The organism is Pseudoalteromonas sp. SM9913 (genome assembly GCF_000184065.1).
Taxonomy (GTDB): Bacteria; Pseudomonadota; Gammaproteobacteria; order Enterobacterales; family Alteromonadaceae; genus Pseudoalteromonas; species Pseudoalteromonas tetraodonis.
On the sequence record NC_014803.1, the window covers coordinates 1,476,007 to 1,500,430 of the forward strand.

13 protein-coding genes are annotated in these 24,424 nt (G+C 40.6%); 10 read left to right on the forward strand and 3 right to left on the reverse strand.

The window, feature by feature from the left end:
• Positions 1 to 13: 13 nt before the first annotated feature.
• On the forward strand, positions 14 to 1,030 hold the full coding sequence (gene sohB / locus PSM_RS06755) for a protease SohB (RefSeq protein WP_013464801.1): 1,017 nt from the start codon (positions 14 to 16) through the stop codon (positions 1,028 to 1,030).
• Between the two features lie 72 nt (positions 1,031 to 1,102).
• Here sohB and PSM_RS06760 read toward each other — a convergent pair whose 3' ends face one another.
• Complete coding sequence (locus PSM_RS06760; protein ID WP_013464802.1) at positions 1,103 to 2,434, reverse strand: dicarboxylate/amino acid:cation symporter; 1,332 nt, start codon at positions 2,432 to 2,434, stop codon at positions 1,103 to 1,105.
• Between the two features lie 185 nt (positions 2,435 to 2,619).
• On the opposite strand from PSM_RS06760, the gene PSM_RS06765 reads away from it, so the two are divergent.
• Both PSM_RS06765 and topA read left to right on the forward strand, forming a co-directional pair.
• Positions 2,620 to 5,322, forward strand: a complete 2,703-nt coding sequence (locus PSM_RS06765; protein ID WP_013464803.1) for an Ig-like domain-containing protein — start codon at positions 2,620 to 2,622, stop codon at positions 5,320 to 5,322.
• Between the two features lie 253 nt (positions 5,323 to 5,575).
• Positions 5,576 to 8,284 (forward strand): type I DNA topoisomerase, encoded by a 2,709-nt coding sequence (gene topA / locus PSM_RS06770; RefSeq protein WP_013464804.1) that lies wholly within the window; start codon positions 5,576 to 5,578, stop codon positions 8,282 to 8,284.
• A gap of 162 nt (positions 8,285 to 8,446) precedes the next feature.
• Here the strand turns inward: topA and PSM_RS06775 are convergent, their stop codons facing one another.
• Positions 8,447 to 8,689 carry a hypothetical protein gene (locus PSM_RS06775; protein ID WP_010389786.1) on the reverse strand — a complete coding sequence of 81 codons (243 nt, stop codon included), beginning with the start codon at positions 8,687 to 8,689 and terminating at the stop codon, positions 8,447 to 8,449.
• Between the two features lie 243 nt (positions 8,690 to 8,932).
• On the opposite strand from PSM_RS06775, the gene PSM_RS06780 reads away from it, so the two are divergent.
• The gene (locus tag PSM_RS06780) at positions 8,933 to 9,487 is read left to right on the forward strand and encodes a TIGR00645 family protein (protein WP_013464805.1); all 555 of its coding nucleotides are present in this window, start codon (positions 8,933 to 8,935) and stop codon (positions 9,485 to 9,487) included.
• A 60-nt stretch (positions 9,488 to 9,547) separates the two neighbouring features.
• On the opposite strand, the gene PSM_RS06785 is transcribed toward PSM_RS06780, so the two are convergent.
• Positions 9,548 to 11,188 carry an alpha-glucosidase family protein gene (locus PSM_RS06785; RefSeq protein ID WP_013464806.1) on the reverse strand — a complete coding sequence of 547 codons (1,641 nt, stop codon included), beginning with the start codon at positions 11,186 to 11,188 and terminating at the stop codon, positions 9,548 to 9,550.
• A 658-nt stretch (positions 11,189 to 11,846) separates the two neighbouring features.
• On the opposite strand from PSM_RS06785, the gene PSM_RS06790 reads away from it, so the two are divergent.
• The 6 genes from PSM_RS06790 (at position 11,847) to PSM_RS06815 (ending at position 23,971) form a co-directional block, all read left to right on the forward strand.
• Complete coding sequence (locus tag PSM_RS06790; protein WP_013464808.1) at positions 11,847 to 14,648, forward strand: TonB-dependent receptor; 2,802 nt, start codon at positions 11,847 to 11,849, stop codon at positions 14,646 to 14,648.
• Between the two features lie 118 nt (positions 14,649 to 14,766).
• Positions 14,767 to 16,260 (forward strand): tryptophan halogenase family protein, encoded by a 1,494-nt coding sequence (locus PSM_RS06795; RefSeq protein WP_013464809.1) that lies wholly within the window; start codon positions 14,767 to 14,769, stop codon positions 16,258 to 16,260.
• 148 nt (positions 16,261 to 16,408) lie between these two features.
• Positions 16,409 to 18,265 (forward strand): alpha-amylase family protein, encoded by a 1,857-nt coding sequence (locus PSM_RS06800; RefSeq protein WP_041695696.1) that lies wholly within the window; start codon positions 16,409 to 16,411, stop codon positions 18,263 to 18,265.
• The gene (locus tag PSM_RS06805; protein WP_013464811.1) at positions 18,262 to 19,752 is read left to right on the forward strand and encodes an MFS transporter; all 1,491 of its coding nucleotides are present in this window, start codon (positions 18,262 to 18,264) and stop codon (positions 19,750 to 19,752) included. The genes PSM_RS06800 and PSM_RS06805 overlap by 4 nt, the downstream gene beginning before the upstream one ends.
• Positions 19,753 to 19,766: 14 nt before the next feature.
• Positions 19,767 to 22,172: a glycoside hydrolase family 15 protein gene (locus PSM_RS06810; protein WP_013464812.1), complete on the forward strand. Its 2,406-nt coding sequence runs from the start codon at positions 19,767 to 19,769 to the stop codon at positions 22,170 to 22,172.
• Between the two features lie 86 nt (positions 22,173 to 22,258).
• Positions 22,259 to 23,971 carry an alpha-amylase family glycosyl hydrolase gene (locus PSM_RS06815; RefSeq protein WP_013464813.1) on the forward strand — a complete coding sequence of 571 codons (1,713 nt, stop codon included), beginning with the start codon at positions 22,259 to 22,261 and terminating at the stop codon, positions 23,969 to 23,971.
• Positions 23,972 to 24,424 lie beyond the last annotated feature (453 nt).

Below are 24,424 nucleotides of genomic sequence, written 5' to 3' on the forward strand. Positions count from 1 at the left end.
ACGGAGAATACAGTTGGAATTTTTATACGAGTACGGTTTGTTTTTTGCTAAAACCATTACCTTTGTTATTGCTATCGCTGTGATTTTAACCTTAATTGTAAGCTCGGCTGTTAAGCCAAAAGCAAAAAAAGGTGAGATAGAAATAGATGACTTATCAGAGCAGCTTACTAATATAAAAGAAAGCTTTTTAAATAATACGCTAGGTAAAAAAGAGCTAAAAGCCTATCAAAAGCAACAAAAAATAGAGCAAAAAAAAGCTGAAAAAGAAGAGCCTAAATCACGACTCTATGTTATTGACTTTAACGGCAGCATGGATGCACATGAAGTAGAGAGTTTACGCGAAGAAGTGACTGCGATTATTTCAATCGCGGACCCTAAAAAGGACAAAGTGTTAGTTCGTCTTGAAAGTGGTGGCGGCGTGGTACATGGCTATGGTTTAGCCGCATCACAATTACAACGTTTTAAGTCAGCTGGTATTGAGTTAACCGTATCAATAGACAAAGTCGCTGCCAGTGGTGGCTACATGATGGCTTGTGTGGCTGATCATATTATTGCAGCGCCGTTCGCAATTGTTGGCTCTATTGGTGTTATTGCACAAATTCCAAACTTTAATAAAATATTAAAGAAGAACGATGTTGATTTTGAACAAATTACGGCGGGCGAATTTAAACGTACGCTAACGTTATTTGGTGAAAATACCGATAAAGCCCGTGAAAAGTTTCGTGAAGAGATAGAGCAAACTCATGTATTGTTTAAAACGTTTGTAAGCACACAGCGTCCCAGTTTGAACATGGACTTAGTGGCAACGGGTGAACATTGGTTTGCAACCCAAGCAATTGAAAAAGGGTTGGTTGATACTATTAAAACCAGTGATGATGCATTGTTAGAGCAGCAACATCAGAATCAAATATACAAGGTTCAATACAAAATTAAAAAAGGTTTAAGTGATAAGCTTGCAATAGGGCTTAGCCATGGAGTGAATAAAGCAGGTGTAAGTTTAATGTCAAAATTTAAGGCGTTAAATCCCTAATAACAAAACTCAATAAAAAAGCCTTGTTACTTAAAGTAGCAAGGCTTTTTTTATAACTAACAAGAGAAGCGGTTAGTCAATTGACTTGTGATAGTCTTCTAAGTCTTTAGCTGCATTAGGGTCGTTAAAGATACTTTCATCTAATTCACCCTCACTTTTAGCAACTACACAGGTTACCATACAGTCACCTGTTACATTTACTGCGGTGCGGGTCATATCAAGTAGTCTATCAACACCTATTATAATTGCGATGCCTTCAACCGGTAGGCCTACTTGGTTAAGTACCATAGCTAGCATAATTAAGCCAACACCAGGAACACCCGCTGTACCAACCGAGGCAAGCGTTGCTGTTAATATCACCATTAAGTAATCAGAAATAGTTAAATCAACACTAAATACTTGAGCAATAAATACCGTAGCGACACCTTGCATAATTGCAGTGCCATCCATATTAATGGTTGCGCCTAATGGAATAGTAAATGAAGCCACTGAGTTATTAGCGCCTAGCTTCTTAGTTGCAGTTTCAAGTGTGATAGGCATAGTTGCGCTTGAACTTGAGGTGCTAAAAGCAAATAAACAGGTGTGCTTCATTTTAGCTAAGAAAGTGAGCGGGTTTAGGCCTGTAAGTATTTTTAGCAGTAGGGTGTAGTTTACGAATGCATGCAATAACAGGGCTAAAACAACCACGCCAAAGTACTTAGCTAAGCTTACAATTAAGTTAAGCTCGATAGTAGTAAATAACTTAGCCATTAAGAAGAATACGCCGTAAGGAGCAATATTCATTAGCAAAGTAACCAGTTTTAAGATAACGGTGTTTAAGTCTTCAAATACAGTAGCGACACGTTTACCTGCCTTTCCGCTAAGCGCCATTGCAATACCAAATAATAAAGCAAATACAATAACTTGTAGCATATTACCTTTTGCCATTGCTTCAAAAGGATTGGTAGGGAACATATCAATAATAACGCGAGCTAAAGTTGGCGCTTCTTTTGCGTCGTAGCTTGCTTGAGAAGGAAGCCCAATCCCTTCACCTGGATTAAATAGTAACGCCAGTGTAATTGCCACTGTAATAGCTATCGCTGTGGTAACCAAATATAGGCCAATCGACTTTCCACCTAAACGGCCTAATTTTTTAGGATCGCTTAAACTACAAGTACCACACACAAGGGATACAAATACCAAGGGAACAACTAGCATTTTTAAACTAGCTATAAATATTTGCCCACCTACATGAAAAAGGCCATCAACAAAAAAGGCTTTAATTGGCAAAGAGAATAACCCAAGAGGGATTAGGTAATCGTCTTCACCAGCTAATATAGCCTGAAATATAAAGCCTACTGCAACACCAAGCACCATACCAATCATGATGCGAGTAGTTAAACTCATTGAACGGATTTTAGACATATTTCCAATCTATTTTTTATAAATTTGGCATAGACTAACAGCATGTAATTTTTTTTACAGGAAAAACGTCAACTTTTTAAAAATTTTTATCGCAAAAAGAAGTAAAAATCTGAGATTTTAGACTAAGTTATAGGTTAACATTAAGTAAATAAGTTTAACTTAGTAATAGCGCATTGGAGAAACATATGCCTTTAACCCGTTTGCTTAGCATTATATTGCTCAGCTCATTACTCATTGCTTGTGGCGGTGGTGGCTCACTTGAGAAAGAGACAGGAACCGTTGGTGGGGATACTGGAGGCGACAATGCCGTACTAGATACCCAAGTTGAACTTAATTTTGAAGATCGAATCGTTACCGCTAACAATCCGCTTGAGGTCGTTGCGACTGTAACTGACAGTGATGGACAGCCTGTTGTTCGTCAAGAAGTTAGTTTTACTACAACACTTGGCTCTTTCATACCTGCTACAGCAAGCGCATTAACAAATACAAGTGGTGTTGCAACTATTGAGCTCAGTGCAGGCAGTGTTGAAGGAGCAGGAACTATTGTTGCCAGCTACGAAGGCTCCACAAGTAAGCTCGGTTTTTATACCGCAGGTGATGAGCCGCAATCTAATGACTCTGCTGCAAATATTGACATTAAAATCTTACAAAACTGTCCTGATAGTTGGTTAAATATTGATAGAGATTCTACAGAACTTGATCCATCTGATTGTTCACAAAATAGCAACTTACTTGGGCAACAAGCGATTGTTTATGCAAAAATCACAAAACCTGGTAGTAATACGCCAGCCAGTAATGTACTGGTTCAAGCGACAACCACGCTAGGAATTTTACTACCAGAAAGCTTAACAGCTAAAACTGATGCGTTTGGTGTCGCTATTTTAAATTTATTGCCTGGCAGTAGCTCAGGCGTTGGCCAAGTTGAATTAACCGCACAGGGTGGAGTTGCGAGTGCTTTATTTGAAATTAATGCTGTTCAAGTAAATGTTAATTTAAGCGCAGGTATTGCTACCGGAGATGTGCTATCTGCAGGTTCTACCACGATTATTACAGCTCAGATTGTAGACGGTAGTAATAATGTATTTACTACTCCGCTGGAAGTGCAATTCACTTCTGCTTGCGCAGAAGAATCCACTCCTAGGGCCACTATCGATAATGTGGTAACGAGTATTGGTGGTACGGCAAGTGCAACTTATAAAGCTGATGGCTGTAATGGTATAGATACGATTACCGCGACCGTAGTTACTGGCGGTAATGTTGCAACAAAAACTATAAACATAAATGTAGCTGCGGCTCAAACTGGCTCAATTGCGTTTATGGGGGCGACTAATCAAGTGTTAGCTATTAAAGGAGCGGGTGGTCAAACCTTGACCGAGAATTCAGAACTCACCTTTAAGCTTTTAGATGTAAATGGAAATCCAGTGGGTCAAAAGCAAATTGATTTTGCACTTTCACAAAACCCCGGTGGTGCTTTATTAGATAGCGCATTTCAATTTACCAACAATGAAGGGCTAGTGACTGTAAACGTTCGCTCAGGAAAAGCTGCTGGTATTTTATCTGTTATTGCTTCGCATCAGATTGATGGTAATGATAACTCACAAAATAGTGTGATTTCTATTGTCTCTAATGACATTACAATTACCACAGGTGTGCCAGATCAGGATAGTTTTACGCTTGCAGTGCAAACCTTTAATACCGAGTCATTAAATGAAGCAGGAGTGACTACAGACTTAACCGTATTTGCAGCCGATCACTTTAATAATTTTGTACCAGATAACACGGCAATTTATATTGCCAGTGAAGGTGGTGCAGTTGGCACTATTGATGATGAACAATTTACACCTTTATTACTTTGTCGCACCACAGACGGTGTGTGTAAAGCGCAGTGGCGTAGCCAAAATCCAATTCCATACCATTACAGCATTTATAATAATTCTGTTGCAGATAAATGCGACCGTTATTTTGGACAATCTGCACCTTGTTCTTTAGGTATTAGAGAGTCACAACTAGACGCAAATGGTAACTTAATTAATTATCTAGATAGCAATGGCGATCCAATTGCACTTACTGATGCGCCTAATGACTCGCCAATTGATTACCCACTAGGTGGACGTGTTAGCTTACTTGCTTATTCTGTGGGTGAAGAGTCATTTAATGATGTATCTGCCAACGGTGAATTTAATCAAAACGAGTTTGACTCAACTTTACAAGATTTACCTGAAGCCTTTATAGATTTTAATGAAAATGGAGTGTTTGATGGGAATTTACCAGCGCCAGCAAACCCTGTTGATTCTAATGGTGGTGAAGATGAGTGGTATGTGGAACGCTCAGGCCCATTAAATAATGGCCTGTATGATAGTGGTGATGGTATATACAATGGCTTGTTATGTAGTGATGAGGCCCTTGCTGCAAATGCGTGTACTCGTGAAACAGTTAATGTACGCGCTCGTTCAGAGTTAGTTATGTCAGGTAGTACACCTTACATTAGAGCTGTAACGGCTTTAAATGACTGTAGTTTAAGTGACGGTATTCGCTTAGAAGCTTCTGATATGGCGGGTATGTGTGACATAAACCTTATTGATATTAGCAATTCCACACCTTACAGCGCGATTTCAGTGACTATTTTCTTCAGCGATATTCATAACAATCCACTGCCTGCGGGTACTACAGTGAGCGTCACTGCCGACAATGGTGTATTAAGAGGGTTAACAGATTACACCGTGGTTAATACAGCACAAAAAACGCCAATCTCTGTTTCAGTTAATATTACTAAAGAGGCTGAGCCAAATGATGTTGATTCTGGGTTTTTATACATTGAGTTTGAAACGCCAGGAGGTGTAAAAACCCAATATACCGTGATGTCGATTTTAGACGAACCTAAGGTTTAAAATATGTGAAGGATAAAAAATGCCAACCAATAAGGTTGGCATTTTTGTTTCTATTCTATATATTCCACATCAATTATTCAAAAAACGCTGGTTTGTTTAAATTAACAACAGAAATTGTTTGTTTATTCAGTAAATACTGAAAAGTTTGTATTAAAAGCTTGTAAGAACTAGTGTTTGTAGATATACCTATAAATATTCGCGCCGCATGAGTCGGCTAAACACATTTAAAAAACTAGGTTAGAAATAGGCAACTATGGGCAAATCGCTAGTAATTGTAGAGTCACCTGCTAAGGCTAAAACAATTAATAAATACTTAGGTAATGATTTTATCGTTAAGTCCAGTATTGGGCACGTACGAGATTTACCTACATCAGGATCGGGCAAAAACAAAGTACCAGCAAGCAAAACACCTGCTGAGGTTCGTAAAATGCCACCTGATGAGAAAGCAGCGTATAAACAGCAACGTGACTACTCTAACTTAGTCGCGCGTATGGGCATCGATCCCGAAAAAGGGTGGGAACCACATTACGAAGTATTGCCGGGTAAAGAAAAGGTTGTTCAAGAATTACAAAAGCTTGCCCAAAATGCTGATCAAATCTATCTCGCAACGGATTTGGATAGAGAAGGGGAAGCTATTGCTTGGCACCTTCAAGAAATTATTGGTGGCGAACCTGAAAAGTATAAGCGCGTTGTGTTTAACGAAATCACTAAAAATGCAATACAACAAGCGTTTGAAACACCGGGTGAATTGAACACCGATATGGTTTTTGCACAGCAGACCCGTCGTTTTCTAGACCGCGTGGTTGGTTTTATGGTCTCGCCTTTGTTGTGGGCTAAAGTTGCACGAGGTTTATCTGCAGGACGAGTACAATCTGTTGCAGTGCGTTTATTGGTAGAACGCGAACGTGAAATTAAAGCGTTTATTCCTGAAGAGTTCTGGGATATTCATGCAGATGTTAAAAATAGCGAGTCTGACTTACGTTTAGAAGTCACTAAACAAGCAGACAAGCCATTTAAGCCTGTAAATGAAGCACAAGCTACAGCAGCAGTTAAAAGCCTTGAGAATGCCGAATACAAAGTTGTAAGCGTTGAAGAAAAACCAAGTAAGAGTCGCCCAAGTGCGCCATTTATTACTTCAACCATGCAGCAAGCCGCCAGTACTCGACTCGGTTATGGCGTTAAAAAGACCATGATGCTTGCGCAGCGCCTATATGAAGGTGGTTACATTACCTATATGCGTACCGATTCTACTAACTTATCGAAAGATGCGGTTGAGATGTGTCGTGAGTATGTAACCAATGAGTTTGGTGCAAAATATTTACCTGCTGATCCAATTAATTACAGCTCAAAGGGTAATGCACAAGAGGCGCACGAAGCGATTCGTCCTTCCAGCGTATCGGTACTTTCAGGGCATGTTGAAGGTGTGGATGCAGATGCTAAAAAGCTTTATGAGCTTATTTGGCGTCAGTTCGTGGCTTGTCAAATGGTGCCTGCTGAATACGACTTAACCACATTAACCGTTGCCGCCAATGATTTCACATTAAAGGCAAAAGGCCGTGTGCTTCGCTTCGATGGTTGGACAAAAGTACAGCCAGCAGTGCGTAAAAAGAACGAAGAAGATCAATCACTTCCTGCTGTTAAGCAAGGTGAAGTTCTCACCTTAGTTGAGCTTGATCCTAAGCAGCATTTTACCAAGCCGCCAGCACGTTTTAGTGAAGCGAGCTTAGTTAAAGAACTTGAAAAACGTGGTATTGGCCGTCCTTCAACTTACGCGTCTATCATTTCGACTATTCAAGACCGTGGCTATGTTCGAGTAGAAAATCGTCGCTTTTTCGCTGAAAAAATGGGTGAAATTGTTACCGATCGCCTAGTTGAAAACTTTACTGATTTAATGAACTTCGATTTTACCGCTAAAATGGAAGGTCGTTTAGATGATATCGCTGAAGGCGAGCGTGTTTGGACGCAAGTTCTCGATAAGTTTTATGCTGATTTCTCAACCCAGTTAAACATTGCTAAAGGCGAACCAGATGAAGGCGGCATGCGTCTTAATCAAATGGTAGAAACCGATATTGACTGTCCAACCTGTGGCAGAAAAATGGGCATTCGTACTGCTTCAACGGGCGTATTCTTAGGCTGTACAGGTTATAACCTGCCACCTAAAGAGCGCTGTACTACCACTATGAATTTAGTGTCGGGTGATGAAGCGGTTGCAGCTGATGTTGAAGACGTTGAAACAGAAACATTAATGCAAATGAAGCGCTGTCCTATTTGTGAAACAGCGATGGATTCATACCTTATCGACGAAACCCGTAAATTGCATGTGTGTGGTAATAACCCAGCATGTCAGGGGCATGTTGTTGAAGAGGGTACCTTTAAAATTAAAGGCTACGACGGCCCTATTATCGAATGTGATAAATGTGGCGCTGATATGGAGTTAAAATCAGGTCGATTCGGTAAGTATTTTGGTTGTAACAACGATGAATGTAAAAACACACGCAAGTTGTTAAAAAATGGCGAAGCTGCGCCACCAAAAGAAGATCCAGTTCATATTCCTGAATTAGAATGTGAAAAGTCTGAAGCCTATTTTGTATTACGTGATGGCGCGGCCGGTATTTTCTTAGCTGCAAATACGTTCCCTAAATCACGAGAAACACGTGCTCCTAAAGTAGAAGAGTTACAACGCTTTAGAGATCGTATTTCGCCTAAGTTTTACTACCTAGCTGATGCACCAGCCAAAGATCCTGATGGCAACCTTGCTGTTGTGCGTTACAGTCGTAAAAACAAAGTCCAATATGTGATGACTGAAGTTGATGGTAAAGCAACTGGTTGGACGGCCCATTACGAGGGTGGTAAATGGGTAGAAGAGGCTAAGAAAAAAGCTGCGCCTAAAAAGAAAGCTGCAGCTAAAAAAGCGCCAGCTAAAAGTAAAGCTAAAGCCAAACCAAAAAAAGATGATGAATAATTAATTATTCATCGCTTTAATAATAAAAACCGGAACGCACAGCCTGTGACAGTTCCGGTTTTTTTGCATTATCAAACCTATCGCAATGGCATTTTTAACCTGATTTTTTATTTTACAGAGTTAAAATGTAACCAATTTAGGTTTGAACTGCTCAATTATTCATTAAATCTTAACAGCAGTGACTTTGTTATAGCCTTCAGATGTTAGTTCATCATTCACACACTTTAAAACATAGTTATAAATTGCTTCATCGCTTACGTCGTCTTCTTTAGCCCAGCTAATACACATTTCTGTGAACTCTTGAATCGTTTCGGCTGAAGCGTCTGTAGTATCGCTTGCAACTGCATTTGCAGCTGATAAAGCGAAAAACGGTGCAACGATTAACGCGAGTAATGCTTTATTCATTTTTTTATTCCTAAAAATGGAGTAACAATCGAATTATGCATTCAAATAATGCCTACATAAAACAAGTGTAACCAAGGCAGAACATCTCTGTTGGTAAACTGATTTTTAATCACAATTCACACAAAGGAAAACGAAAAATTTTTATCGTCAGGATAAGCATATTGCGTACCTACTTTTAGGCTGAAGTGATTGTGTTAGCGTTTAATTTAAGCTAATGTCGCGTTTTAATTTTTAGGTGCCCCTATGTCAGAGCCACACACAAATAATACAAATAAAAAAATACACCCTGTTCATAAAGTTGAACACGGCCTTGAGTCGTTTATATTTAAAGGACGCTGGTTACTCGCCCCATTTTTTGTCGGCTTATTATTTGCTGTGGTTTTACTACTTATAAAGTTTTTTAAACAACTATATATGATGGGGATAGCGACGTTTACTGCTAGTAATCAAGAGCTGTTGGTTGGTATTTTAACTTTAGTTGATACTGCATTATTAGCAGGTCTGCTGTTGATTATTATTTTTAGCGGTTACGAAAACTTTGTCTCTAAGCTTAATATCGAAAATCATGAGGACCGTCCCGTATGGATGGGAAAAGTAGGGTTTTCTGGTTTAAAAATGAAACTGATTAGTGCAATAGTCGCCATTTCAGCCGTTGAGCTACTAAAGGTGTTTATAAGCTCTGCATCTCATTCAAATGATGAATTACTCTGGAAAGTGCTGATACACGTTACCTTTGTTGTGTCGGGTGTACTGTTTGCATTTACTGATTACTTAAATAGTAAAACAATTAGCCACTAAAAATTTGTTATAAAAAACCCGAGTAATGCTCGGGTTTTTTATTTGTAATAATTTTAAATATTAACTGCAGTTGGCGTAATAACTACCAAATGGCTCAACGGTCAGTGTTTTATTATTAAGCTGCGCGTTGTAATGAGAAAGCGCGCTATGCTCTTTTTCAATACTAACATCAATAACAAGCTCTGCTTTTGCCCCGCTTAAATTGAATACACACAACATCTTTTCTTCGTTTAACGTGCGGTAAAAAGCCAAAATTGGCTCGGCGGTTTGTATAAACTCAATATCACCTTCAAGTAATACTGGCTGGTTTTTACGCCAGGCCATAAACTCACGGTATGCATTTAATATTGAGTTTGCATCATTCTCTTGTTCAGCAACTGCTTGGAGCTTGTGTTGTTGATCAACAGGTAACCACGGTTTTACCTCGCTAAAGCCCGCATTGTGAGCATTGGCATGTGAGCTATCAAGGTTTTCCCAAGGCATTGGGGTACGACAACCATCACGGCCTTTAAAGTTTGGCCAAAACGTAATGCCGTATGGGTCTTGTAAATCTTCAAACGCAACGCTTGCTTCACCGAGCCCGAGTTCTTCACCTTGATACATACACACGCTACCACGTAACGAGGCCAATAGGGCGGTTAACATCTTACATTGCGCAGGGTTTACTTCACCCGTTTCGCTCCACCGGCTTGCAACGCGCTCTACGTCATGGTTACTAAATGCCCAGCAAGGCCAGCCTTCAGTCATACGTTGTTCAAGTGTAGTAACGGTGTTTCTTATATATTCACTCGAGTAGTCATCAGTTAGTAGCTCAAAGCTGTAACCCATGTGCAATTTATCGCCGCCTTGGGTGTATTCTGCCATGGTGGCTAATGAATCTTCAGATGAAATTTCACCCAGTGACACGGTTCCAGGGTATTTATTGAGTAAGGTGCGAATGTCACGCATAAACTCAATGTTTTCTGACTGTGTGTTGTTGTAGTAGTGATACTGAAAAGCATACGGATTGTCTTCACTAAAACCACGGCCCTGACGCTTTTCTTTTGGTTTTGCAGGATTATCACGAAGCTGTGCGTCATGGTAACAAAAGTTAATTGCATCTAACCTAAAACCATCAACGCCTTTTTTAAGCCAAAACTCAACATTATCTAATACAGCTTGGCGAACATCAGGGTTATGAAAGTTAAGATCAGGCTGTTCCGTGAAAAAGTTATGTAAGTAGTATTGTCCACGACGCGGCTCCCATTGCCATGCACCGCCACCAAAAATAGACAACCAGTTGTTTGGTGCTGTTCCGTCTTCTTTAGCATCAGCCCATACATACCAATCAGCTTTATCGTTGGTTAAATCTTCACGGCTATCAATAAACCATTGGTGTTGATCTGAGGTGTGACTAAGCACTTGGTCTATAATAATTTTAATATCGCGTTGATGTGCTTGCGCAATGAGCTCATCAAAATCATCTAAGTTACCAAAAAGGGGGTCGATATCGCGATAGTCGCTTATATCATAACCAAAATCTCTCATAGGTGATTTAAAGAAAGGTGAGATCCAGATAGCATCCACCCCTAAACTTTTAATGTAATCAATGCGATTAATTATCCCTTTTAAGTCACCAATGCCATCGTTGTTGCTATCTTGAAAGCTACGCGGATAAACCTGATAAATAACCGCACCTTTATACCATTGCTTTTGGGCCATGCCTTTCTCCGTTTTCACATTGTCTTTGTGTTGTTCTTTTTTAGAGGTGTTAATCCTCGTTTATTTGAAAAAGCATACTTGAAGCCCGTCATACTGTAAAAAGTCTGCATACGTATGCACCGTTTTAAGGCAATTAAAAGAGGTTAAATCAATCGCTTATTTCATCGATTTTAACGCCGGTTTATTGAATATCTCTTTACCAATTTGGTTTGTTAAATTGTTAATTTATTGTTTGCGTTATTTAGGTGCTTAAAAATAAGGGGGTGCACTAAATTGGTGATTATTAATATTGGTCTTACCAATTGTACTTAAATAAATGTTCTCCATAATAATAAATTAGAAAATAAAATAGCGTCGTGTCACTTTATTTATGTTTAATGACGAGCTTATTTTATCAAAAAATAAATAATGACTATCATTAAAGCTATAAATGCTAATTGCACTAAAATAACTCATAATAAAACAGTCACTTATGAATTGAGGTGTAAATTTAATGTTAACTTTATACGTGTTGCGTTACTTTGAATACGTATGCATAAAGTTGTTAATAAAATAATACGAGCGTTAGTATTCATCCTGACAACAAAATAAGCTCGCAAGCTTAACTATCACTTAAGCAAGTAAGCGGGTATCACATTATGGGTAACGGGAAAACATTATGGCTATGTTCAAACCAAGTATACTAACGCTAGCATTAACTGCTGCCGGACTATCAAGCTTTGCCACCACTGCGGCACAAGAAGAAACAATAAAAAATGATGATGTAGAAATCATCGAAGTAAAAGGTTTTCGCGGTAGTGTTGTTGAATCAATTAATACTAAGCGTTTTTCAACACAGGTGGTTGAGTCAATTTCTGCAGAAGACATTGGTAAACTTCCAGATACATCTATTGCTGAGTCAATTGCACGCTTACCTGGTTTAACAGCCCAGCGTCTTGATGGCCGTGCTAGTCGTGTAAGTGTTCGTGGTTTTAGCGAAAACGAAAGCGCAACCACATTTAATGGTCGTGAGCAAGTATCGATTGGTGACAACCGTGGTGTTGAGTTTGACCTTTACCCATCAGAAATAATGAGCGGCGTAACCGTTTATAAAACGCCAAGTGCTAGCATTGAAGCTGAAGGCATTGCCGGTGTTATCGACATGCAAACGGTAAAACCTTTAAGTAAAGGCGAGCGCGTGATCATGTTTAATGGTCAGTTAGAGCAGTCAGGTTTTGATAAGCTAAACCCAGATGGTGATGACAAAGGCTTTCGTGGCACGGTTTCATACATTGATCAGTTTGCAGATGACACTATAGGTGTTGCATTTGCTTACAATACTATGAGCTCACCTAACCAAGAAAAACGCTGGAATTCTTGGGGATACCCTGAATTCGACGTTGATGGACAGAATTATTCAATCTTAGGCGGCGCTAAACCTTTTGTACGTTCATCAACACTTGAACGTGATTCAGCGATGCTAGTAGTTGAAGCTGCACCAAATGACCGTTTAAACATGACATTTGATGCGTTGTATGTTGATTTTACAGATGAAAAAATCCTACGTGGTATTGAAATTCCATTTTTTCCTGATTGGGGTGGGCAAGGCAATATTGATCCAAATAGCCTAGCTATAGATGAAGAATCTGGGTTTATTACCAGTGCAACAACGCAAGGTCAACGCGTTGTAGTTCGTAATGATGTTGAAGAACGTGATGCTGAATTAACGCAATTTGGTTTTAATACTAAATATGACATTGACGATTCGTGGTCGGTAGAGTTTGATGCGAGCTTATCTGAAGTTGAGCGTAAGGACTGGAGCTTACAAAGTTATTCTGGCACAGGCCGCGGTCAAGCGAATGGTGTTGCTGACAACATTGGCTATTCACTTAATGGCGGCAATACCGGTGCACAATTTAGTCACGAGTTAGATTATAGTGATTATGCTTTAATTCAGTTAGGTAGCCCTTTGTCATGGGGAACCAGCTCAGCGCTTAATGATCAATACGGTTTGTCAGGCACACCTTATCAAGATACAGCCCAAGATGGCTTTATTAATGCCCCTGAGGTTAATGATGAACTGCATACTTTAAAACTAGCAGCAAGCAAGCTATTAGAAAACGATTACTTAAGCAAAGTTAGTTTTGGTATGTCATATCGCGACCGCGAGAAGAGCAAAAAGTCTGAGGGGTACTACTTAACATTAAGTGACTTCTCATTAGATAACCCAGGTATGCTTGTCGTTCCAGAGCAATACCGTCTCGGAACTGCTAGTTTAGATTTTATCGGTATGGGGGATATGATTGCCTATGATACCCGTGCACTAGTTGACGATGGATATTATAGCTCAATCCAAGAAAGTTTAACGGATATAAAACACACGACGCAATCATACACAGTGCAAGAAAAAGTCACGGCGTTTTTTGTACAAGCTGATATTAATGCTGAAGTAGGTGAACTACCACTAACAGGTAACTTTGGTGTTCGCTATGTTAGAACTGAGCAATCTTCGCAAGGTTTTGCGGCTGTGCCGAATGACGTGACTGGTCTAGTTGAAGCCGTTCCTAACAATGTGTCACACGATTATAGCCATGTTTTACCTAGTCTTAATTTATCTTTAGCGCTAGATGAAAATCAAACTGTGCGTTTTGGTGCCGCTAAAACTATCTCACGAGCCCGCCTAGATGAAATGAATGCTTCTGTTAATGCGAGCTATAATTCAGAGCGTCCTGATGAGAATGGCAACTATTGGTCAGTATCGGGTGGTAACCCTACACTTGAACCAAAAGAAGCAACGGGTTTTGATTTGACTTATGAAAACTACTTTAGTGCAGAAGGCTACTTCTCAGCAGCTGTATTTTATAAAGACTTAAGTCAATGGATATTTGATGGCGTATACGAAGTTGATATGTCAGGGGTTGCTGACCCTTCAACGGGTGAGATACCAGAGAATAGTAGTGGTACTGCATCAGGTAAAGTGAATGGCGGTGGTGGAGACCTTTGGGGTTATGAATTGTCTCTTGCTCTACCGTTTAACGTCTTTAGTGATTCATTAGAAGGTTTTGGTTTAATTGCCAGCCATACAGGAATTGAACAAGATATTGAAGATCAAAACGGCAACGAATATGAGCTACCTGGTCTATCAGACAAAATAGAAAGTTTAACTTTTTATTATGAAAACTATGGCTTCCAAGCACGTACTAGCATGCGTAAACGCAGCGACTTTAAAGGTGATATTTACAACGCAGGTTATGAAACACAGCAAGTAAACATCTTAGGTGAAACAATTTGGGACGTACAAGTTGGTTACGATTTTGGCGAAGCAGGTGTTGAGAGCTTAGATGGCTTAAATGTGACATTCCAAGTACAAAATATCACTGAAGAACCATTTACAACACTAAGTGGTGATAATGCCTTACAAGTGCGGGATTACCAAGATTATGGGCGTAACTTTATTCTTGGATTTAGCTACAAGCTTTAACTGAAATTTAGTTAAGATATTAGCCCTTGTAATTAGTTTTACAAGGGCTTTTTTATAGTGACTTTACCTAATAAATTATTTTAGCGGCTTTAATACACAGCAAAAAGTGGACAAACATATGAAACCAATAAAACACGTCGTCATTGCAGGCGGTGGTACAGCTGGATGGATAGCCGCTGCACTGTTAAATAAAGTATTAGGTAAAGTAATTAATATTACCCTAATAGAATCAACTCACATTGGCACAGTGGGCGTAGGGGAAGCCACTATTCCCCCTATAATGCAGCTAAATAATGCATTGGGTATCAATGAACAACACTTTATAAATGCCACTAACGCGACGATTAAGCTTGGTATTGAGTTTGAAAACTGGAAAAGCTCAGCACACAGTTATATGCATGCGTTTGGCACTTTGGGTAAAAACTTTCCTTTTTGTGACTTTTATAATTTTTGGCTTAAAGGCCAAACGCAAGGGTGCAAAGATGATTTTTGGGATTTTTCATTAAATTATCAGGCTGCGAAAAACAATAAATTTGCTCCACTGAATACCATTTCTAACACGTCGTTGCCAGGATTAAGCTACGCGTATCATTTTGACGCCAGTTTGTATGCTGAGTTTTTAAAGCACTTAGCCACAGAGCGGGGGGTAAAACATCTAGATGCTAAAATTAATGAGGTCATGCAGTGCCCAACCAGTGGCAATATTCAGAGCCTAACCCTTGATGATGGCAGCAGTATCAGTGGCGATTTATTTTTAGATTGTACGGGCTTGCGTGCCTTATTGATTGAGCAAACACTCAATACTGGGTTTGTAGATTGGTCGCACTACTTACCCTGCGATAGCGCCATTGCAGCACAAACAGCATCAAATGGTGAATTAAAACCTTATACACGTTCAATTGCGCACAGTGCCGGTTGGCAGTGGCAAATTCCATTACAGCACAGAATGGGGAATGGCTTAGTATATTGTAGCCGCCATATATCTGATGACGATGCAAAACAATTATTACTCAATAATCTTCCTGCAGAGCCTATTACTGAACCCCGATTAATTAAGTTTAAAACAGGTCGTCGTTTAAAACAGTGGCATAAAAACGTCGTCGCCATTGGCTTATCGAGTGGGTTTTTAGAGCCACTTGAATCAACCAGTATTCATCTAATACAAAGTGCTGTGACGCGTTTAATTAAGTTATTTCCTCACCATGGGGTTAGTGATGCGTTAGTAACAGAATTTAATAAGCAAAGCATCACCGAAATCGAGCATATTCGTGACTTCATTATTTTGCACTATAAGCTAACTGAGCGGAAAGATACTCCATTTTGGCGTCAATGTAAGCAAATGGAAATTCCGCAATCGTTAGCGCATAAAATGGATTTATTTAAACAAACGGGCAAAGTAGTGCGCGAAAACGACGAGTTATTTGCCGAAGTGGCGTGGCAACAAGTCATGATAGGTCAAGGCCTATTACCCGATGATTACGGTGCGCTAGCAGATTCATTAACCAATGAGCAATTAGCCGAGTTATTTAGTAATTTAAAAACATTAATAAATTCAACGGTAGAGCAACTGCCAAGTCACACCGTATTTTTAAGTAGTTTAAAACCAAAGTAAGCCCCCAAAAATTTTCATGCGGGCAGTTTAATTTTTGGGTTAACAGGTGCTGAATGTAGCTGTGAATACGTATGCAGCAACTGTAACCAAACTACAGTTAGCTTTAGTATAAACCAATGACAACACTGAAATAAAAATGACACACACAATGAAAAAAAGATTTTACATACCCTTGCTGCTATCAAGCACATTAGTTGTGCAAGGCTGCAGTGATGATAATGAAAGCACGCAAGCAAAAACGATTGTAAATAAGACAGAGCCTGTAAAGCCAGTTGTTTATCAAGTGTTTACCCGTTTATTTGGTAATACTCAAACCGCAAACATTCCATGGGGTACTAAAGAGCAAAATGGCGTGGGTAAGTTTGCTGACTTTAACGACGCAGCGCTTAAAGGCATTAAAGAATTAGGAACGACCCATGTGTGGTATACCGGCGTTTTACATCATGCCTTAGTGGGTGATTACACCGAATATGGTATTAGTCAGGATGATCCAGATGTGGTTAAAGGGCGTGCAGGCTCGCCCTATGCAATTAAAGATTATTACGATGTAAATCCTGATTTAGCAATTAATGTTACCAATAGACTCGAAGAGTTCAGTGCCCTAATTGAGCGTACTCATGAGCATGACATGAAAGTAATTATTGATATTGTTCCTAATCATGTAGCACGAGATTACCACTCAACGGCTAAACCTAACGGCGTGAAAGACTTTGGTGAGGACGATGATACCAGCAAGGCATATGCTAAAAATAATAACTTTTACTATGTACCGGGTGAATCATTTAAAGTACCAACAAGCGACAGTTACCAAGTGTTAGGTGGCAACAAACACCCTTTAGCCGATGGTCAATTTAGTGAAATCCCAGCAAAATGGACTGGCAATGGTGCACGTGCTCCACAGCCTGATATAAACGACTGGTACGAAACGGTAAAAGTTAACTACGGTGTTAAACCCGATGGTAGCCTAGATTTTCCAACTTTACCTAAGGCGCTAGAAAACCAAGACTATCGCGCTCATTACGCCTTTTGGCAAGATAAAGAGTTGCCTAATAGCTGGTATAAATTTAGAAATATTGCGCTTTATTGGTTAGATAAAGGCGTGGATGGCTTTCGCTATGATATGGCTGAAATGGTGCCGGTTGAATTTTGGAGCTTTTTAAATTCATCGATAAAAATGCATAAACCCGATGCATTTTTACTTGCCGAAGTGTACAACCCATTGATGTACCGAACTTATATTCACCAAGGTAAAATGGATTACTTGTATGACAAAGTAGGCTTTTACGACACCTTAAAAGTTATAATGCAAGGCAAGCAAGCCGCAAGTAGTATTTTTAATGCTCAGCAAAAAGTGGCTGACATAGAGCAACATATGCTGCACTTTTTAGAAAACCATGACGAACAACGTATCGCAAGTCCTGATTTTGCCGGCGATGCCGCATGGGGCAAGCCGGCAATGGTGGTCTCTCACTTAATCAGTCGCTCGCCAAGCTTGCTTTATTTTGGTCAAGATGTCGGTGAAGATGGCTCAGAAAACGCGGGGTTTGGTAGCCCGACTCGCACCAGTATTTTTGACTATATTGGTGTCCCTGCTCACCAAGCGTGGATGAACAACGGTAAATTTGATGGCGGTCAGTTAACAACTGAACAAGCGCAATTACGCCAATATTATATTTCAATTATGGCACTTAACGATTTACCAGCGATTGTTGCCGGCGATATGGCGCAGCTGATGATCACGGGGAGTGACAGCGTGGTTGGTTTTGTGCGTACCTTAGGCCAACAATCATTATGGGTGCTGAGTAACTTTAGTCAAAAAACGCAAACGGTTACCGTTACACTTAGCCCGCACCAAGCTTTAACTCTCAAACCTAATTCAACGTTAAATGACCTGTTAGAGGCGCATAACGGTATTTTGGTTAATCACGATCAACAAAACGCCACCTTTACACTGACCCTTGATGCATTTAGTAGTGCGGTTTTAATTAATAAGGCTGAAAAATGAATAACAATAAAAACAAACCAGATTTAAGTTTTTGGCAAATATGGAACATGTGCTTTGGCTTTTTAGGCATTCAATTTGGCTTTGCACTGCAAAACGGTAATGTAAGCCGAATATTTCAAACCCTTGGAGCGAATGTAGATGACATTCCTATTTTGTGGGTGGCAGCACCACTTACCGGTTTAATTGTACAGCCAATTATTGGTTACTGGAGCGATAAAACCTGGGGCAAATTAGGCCGCCGTCGTCCGTTTTTTTTATACGGCGCTATTTTAACCACATTATCGTTATTTATTATGCCAAACTCACCAACACTTTGGATTGCAGCGGGCATGTTATGGATCATGGATGCATCGATTAACGTCACCATGGAACCATTTCGCGCCCTTGTAGGCGATAACCTACCAAACAAACAGCGTGCTACGGGCTATGCAATGCAAAGCTTTTTTATAGGCGTAGGCGCCGTGGTTGCTTCTGCACTCCCTTGGATGATGACAAACTGGTTTGATATTGCCAACACCGCCGCTGCAGGGCAAATTCCTGATTCAGTAAAGTACTCATTTTACTTTGGTGCAGTTGTATTGCTGGTCGCAGTGGGCTGGACAATTATAACCACCAAAGAATATTCACCTGAAGAATTGGCCGCATTTAATCAACAAGAGCAAGCTGAAGTTGAACAGGCGGTTTGTGCACAAATTAACTTTAGTAAAGGCGGCAGTGTATTTACCGTGTTAGGGCTTGCCGTACTTGGTTTAGTCACGGGATTAAACCTAGAAAAAGAGCTGTACCTTTTAGCAGCTGGCTTAGTGAGTTTTGGCGTTATTCAATTTATTGCAGCCGCACTACAGGCAAAAAACCACACCAGCGGTGGCTTTTATCAAGTCGTTAACGATGTATTCACCATGCCAGAGGCGATGAAACAACTTGCTTGGGTACAGTTTTTTAGCTGGTTTGCCTTATTTGCCATGTGGATTTACACCACCTCAGCGGTAACCAGTTTTCATTATGGTAGCAGTGACACAAGTTCAGCGGCGTATAACAATGGTGCAGACTGGGTGGGTATTTTATTTGCGGCTTACAACGGTTTTGCTGCATTGGCGGCTTTATGTATCCCGATCATCGTTAAGCGTGTTGGTTTAAAACTAGCGCATGCACTTAACCTTATTTTAGGTGCCTTAGGTTTAGCGAGCTTTATGTTTATACAAGATCCGAGCTTACTTATTTGGCCAATGATAGGTATTGGTTTTGCGTGGGCGTCTATTTTGTCGTTGCCTTACGCCATGTTAAGTACCTCTGTACCGAGTCATAAAATGGGTGTGTATATGGGAATATTTAACTTTTTTATTGTGATCCCACAATTATTAGCCGCTAGTGTCCTTGGCCTGATACTCCGTCACTTTTTCCAAAATCAACCTATTTACGCATTGATGCTAGGTGCTGTGTCTTTTGTACTTGCAGCGGTTGCCGTACTGCGTGTTAAACAGTCTTAATTTAAGGGGCTAAAATGAAAAAATATAACCTAATTACCGCGACAATATTGGCCGCAGGCCTTGTAGGTTGTGGTGTGCAAAATACGCAAACCAGTGCAGTAGCGCAAACATCAGTGAGTGCGCCAGGCGCACCAGGCGAAGCCCCATTTTGGGCATACGCAGGCAAAACTGGGATAGGCACGTCTTTTGAGCAATACCAAAATGGCCATTACAGTAACGAAGCACCTACAGGTAAAGTGTCAAAAGTATGGTTTTCGATTGCCAAAGGGATGATCACCGAAACCATGTTCGGGCTTATTCATCAAGCGCAAATTAAAGACATGCAATTTGTTGTAGTCGGAAAAGATTTTACAGTCACCGAAGCTGACGATTTAGACGTTACCATTGATTACTTATACAAAGACGATAAAGGCCGCCCGTTATCATTAGCATACAAAGTAGTAAGCAAAGATAAGCAAGGTCGCTTTAGCCTCGAAAAACATATATTTACCGATCCAGACGGTCAAAGCTTATTTGTACGCAGTATTTTTAATACCCAGCTTGACGGTGTAAAAGCATATGTAACAGTTAACCCGTATATAAACAACAACGGCTTAGATGACTTTGCAAAAACCACCGAGCAAGGGTTGGTAGCGTGGCAGGGCGATAATTATTTGTCATTGCAAGGTGCACAGCCATTTAAACAAACAAGTGTTGGTTTTACAGGTGTGAGTGATGGTTTAAGCCAGCTTAAAACAACTCAGCAGCTTACCCGCGTTTATAAAAATACCGGTGAACAATCGGGTAATGTTAGCCTACTTGCAGAGCTGGGTGCAATTGGTGAAAACAGCCAGTTCGATTTAACCCTAAGCTTTGGCAATAGCGAACAAACCAGCTTTAAACAAGGCCAAGCTACGTTAGCCAAAGGTTACCAAGCGGTGCTTGATAATTACAACGGTAAAGGCGAAGCACTTGGTTGGCAAGACTACCTGCAAAGCCTTGCACCGCTAAATAACATGAGCGAACAAACCGCTGATAACGGCAAGTTACTTTATACCAGTGCTATGGTGTTAAAAGCCCAAGAAGACAAAACCCATGCCGGGGCACTTATTGCCTCTCTATCTAACCCATGGGGCGAAACCGTATCGGCTAAAACAGGTTCTACTGGTTATAAAGCGGTATGGGTGCGCGACTTTTATCAAGTTGCCATGGCGTTTATGGCCATGGGCGATAATGCGACCGCTAAAACCGCATTCGAATACCTTGAAAAAGTTCAAGTAAACAGCAAAACCCCGGGCAATAAAGGTGATACTGGGTGGTTTTTACAAAAAACACACGTAGATGGCGAACTTGAATGGGTAGGCGTACAGCTAGACCAAACCGCTATGCCTATTATGCTAGCGTGGAAGCTTCATCAAGCTGATGTATTAACAGATGCAGAGCTGAGCGATTGGTATAGCCGTATGTTAAAGCCCGCGGCAGACTTTTTAGTTGAGGGTGGTCGTGCAAACATTCTATGGAACGACACACAAATAACGCCGCCAGCCACTCAGCAAGAACGCTGGGAAGAGCAAGAAGGGTATTCGCCATCAACCACCGCTGCTGTTATTGCCGGTTTAATTACCGCCGCTGATATTGCAAAAATGGCAGGAGATGAGGTGAATGCTAAACGCTACCTTGCAACGGCAAAAAGTTACAACGCCGATATAGAAAGCATGATGTTTACCACCGAAGGTAATTTAGAATCAAACGCAACAGACGGCGAGTATTTTATACGTATTGGCCAAGACAAAGACGCCAATTCAAATACTAAAATTAACGCCAACAATGGCCGTGAAGGGTTTAATAAAAAGCAAATTCTCGATGGTGGGTTTTTAGAGCTCGTTCGCTATGGTGTACGTGATGCGCTAGCGCCTAGCATAGTAAAAACACTGCCAGAATATGATAACGAAACCCTAACAGATAACTTACAAGTTAAATACAGCTTTGAGTTTACTGATGGCAGCGGCACATTTGCAGGCTACCGCCGTTATGGTAACGACGGGTACGGTGAAGATGAAGTAACTGGCGCTAACTATGCGCAAGGTGGAAAAAATAGCCCAGGGCAACGTGGGCGAGTTTGGCCATTTTTTACCGGTGAACGGGGCCATTATGAAATTGCCGCCGCAAATGCTAATAATACCTTAGATGCAACAAAACAGCAGGCTATTAAAAATAGCTATGTAAAAGGGCTAGAGCAATTTGCTAACGAAGGTATGATGCTACCAGAACAAGTATGGGATGGCGTAGGCGTAAATAAAGCAGGATACACGTTAGGCGAGGGTACAAACTCGGCCACACCACTGGCGTGGACGCATGCTGAATACGTGAAGCTAGTGCGCTCACTAAGCGACAAACAAGTATGGGATCATTATCCGGTGGTAACTAAAGCACTAAAATAACCACAAACTATCCGCAGTTCAGGTTAATTAACATAGCCGTAGTAAAATACGGCTATGTTATTTATTACAATAATAACGAGGCTGAAATGAAAACATTTACCTTGAGCGCATTAGCATTAGCAATCATGCTAACAGGCTGCCAAAGCGCACCATCATTAAATAACAACACGAATAACACCGAAACATCGCAATTAAATACTAAACAACAAGCAAGCCCGTGGTGGGAAAGCGCCATTTTTTACCAAATTTGGCCACGCAGCTTTTACGATAGCGATGCTGATGGTCATGGCGACTTTAACGGTATGACCCAAAAGCTCCCGTATTTACAAGAGCTCGGCGTAAATGCACTGTGGTTAACCCCCATGTTTGAAGCACCGTCGTATCATGGCTATGATTTTACTGAATTTTACCAAGTAGAAAACGACTACGGCAGCATGGCCGAGTTTGAAGCCTTTATAAAAGCCGCTGATGATAAAGGCATGAAAGTCATACTTGATTTAGTTATAAACCATATATCAAGTAACCATGAATGGTTTCAGCGTTCAGCAAAACAAGAAGCCCCTTATGCAGATTACTTTATTTGGCGCGACGATATGCCAAAAGCCGGAAGTGGTTGGGGGCATGCATGGAGTAATAACGACCAACCCGATGTCGTATGGCATTGGAATGAAACACGCCAGCAGTATTACTATGGTGCGTTTGGAGCAAGCCAACCTGATTTAAATTTACGCCACCCAGATGTTATTGCTGAAATGGAAAAAATGGCTAAGTTTTGGCTTGATAAAGGCGTTGCTGGTTTTAGGTTAGACGCAGTTCGCTTTGCCATGGAAAGCGGCGGCAATGCGCAGGCCGACACAGACGAAACCATAGCTTACTGGCAGCACTTTAATCAGTATGTAAAAAGTGTAAACCCTGAGGCCTATTTAGTCGGTGAAGCCTGGGCAGATATTCCTGTGGCGGCAAAATACTTTGGCGAAGGTAAAGGGCTTGATCAAGGCTTTGATTTTGAAGTGGGCTATAAAATACTGGGCTTATTAAAACCCGACGCCAGTGGTGAAGCGCAATTTGGCACCATGCAATCTAATCAACAAGTGAATACAGTTGATGCCAATGTGCTCAAACAAAATTTACAGCAACGTATTGACTCAGTCGCACCGCTTGATTTTTTTGCACCGTTTTTAACTAACCACGACCAAGAGCGTGTGGCTTATCAACTTGCTGAACACGACGATAAAGCAAAACTTGCTGCCGCTATGTTATTTAGCTCTCCTGGCACGCCGTATATTTATTACGGTGAAGAGATAGGCTTAACACAAGGTGGCACAGGTCACGATGTGTATAAACGTGCGCCTATGCAATGGGACAACAGCAATCAAGCCGGTTTTACTCAAGCTCAAACAAGTTGGGTTGAGCAGGCTGAACTGTTTGGTGACAACTACACCCAGTGGTGGCCTGAATTTTTAGCACAGCAAATTAATGCTGCTGATCGCAATGTAAAAACGCAACAAGCGCAATCTAATTCAATTTGGCGTTTATATCAGCACTTAATCGCACTAAAAAAACAGCGCCCAGAACTGGGTATTAAAGGTCGTTATGAATTAACACAGCATAACAACGGCCTTGTCGAAATAACCCGCGAGTTAAACGGCAGTAAAAGTATGTTTGTACTTAACTTAACCGCTAACCCGCAAAGCATCAGCGGTATAAAACGTCAGGGGTTAACGCCTAGCTGGCAACACGACCTCAATGGCGAACAACTCGCTGGCTATGGTTTGTTGTTACTGAATAACACACTATAAATAAAATACACATAAAAGGGGCTAACATACGTTAGCCCCTTTTATGTACATGCTTTAATTGCATTACCCCCAAGTTATAGCGCATTTTAATGAATCATAAGTCGCTTAACTTCTTCTGGCGTCATGGCACTTATCATGAAAATGAATATGAGATGCAATCCACCTCAGGTAGGTGTCCACGGTACGTAATGAATACTGATGTACCAACATATATTCAGCAATGTAATTTAAAAATGGGGAACGCGTTTTCATATCATCATCAATATTGAAGGCTGTATAAATATACAGTCTAGTTGTTTTGCTCCCATATTCAAGAAAATGAGCGCTGAGCGCACTTTCTTATTATATTTAGTAGCAAGAAAAAATTTTAGCTGGCAATGAGTTAAGTTATTTGTTAAAAAAGTAATTAATAAATATATTAGCGTGACGTTGGCAGAAATATACGCGACGAGC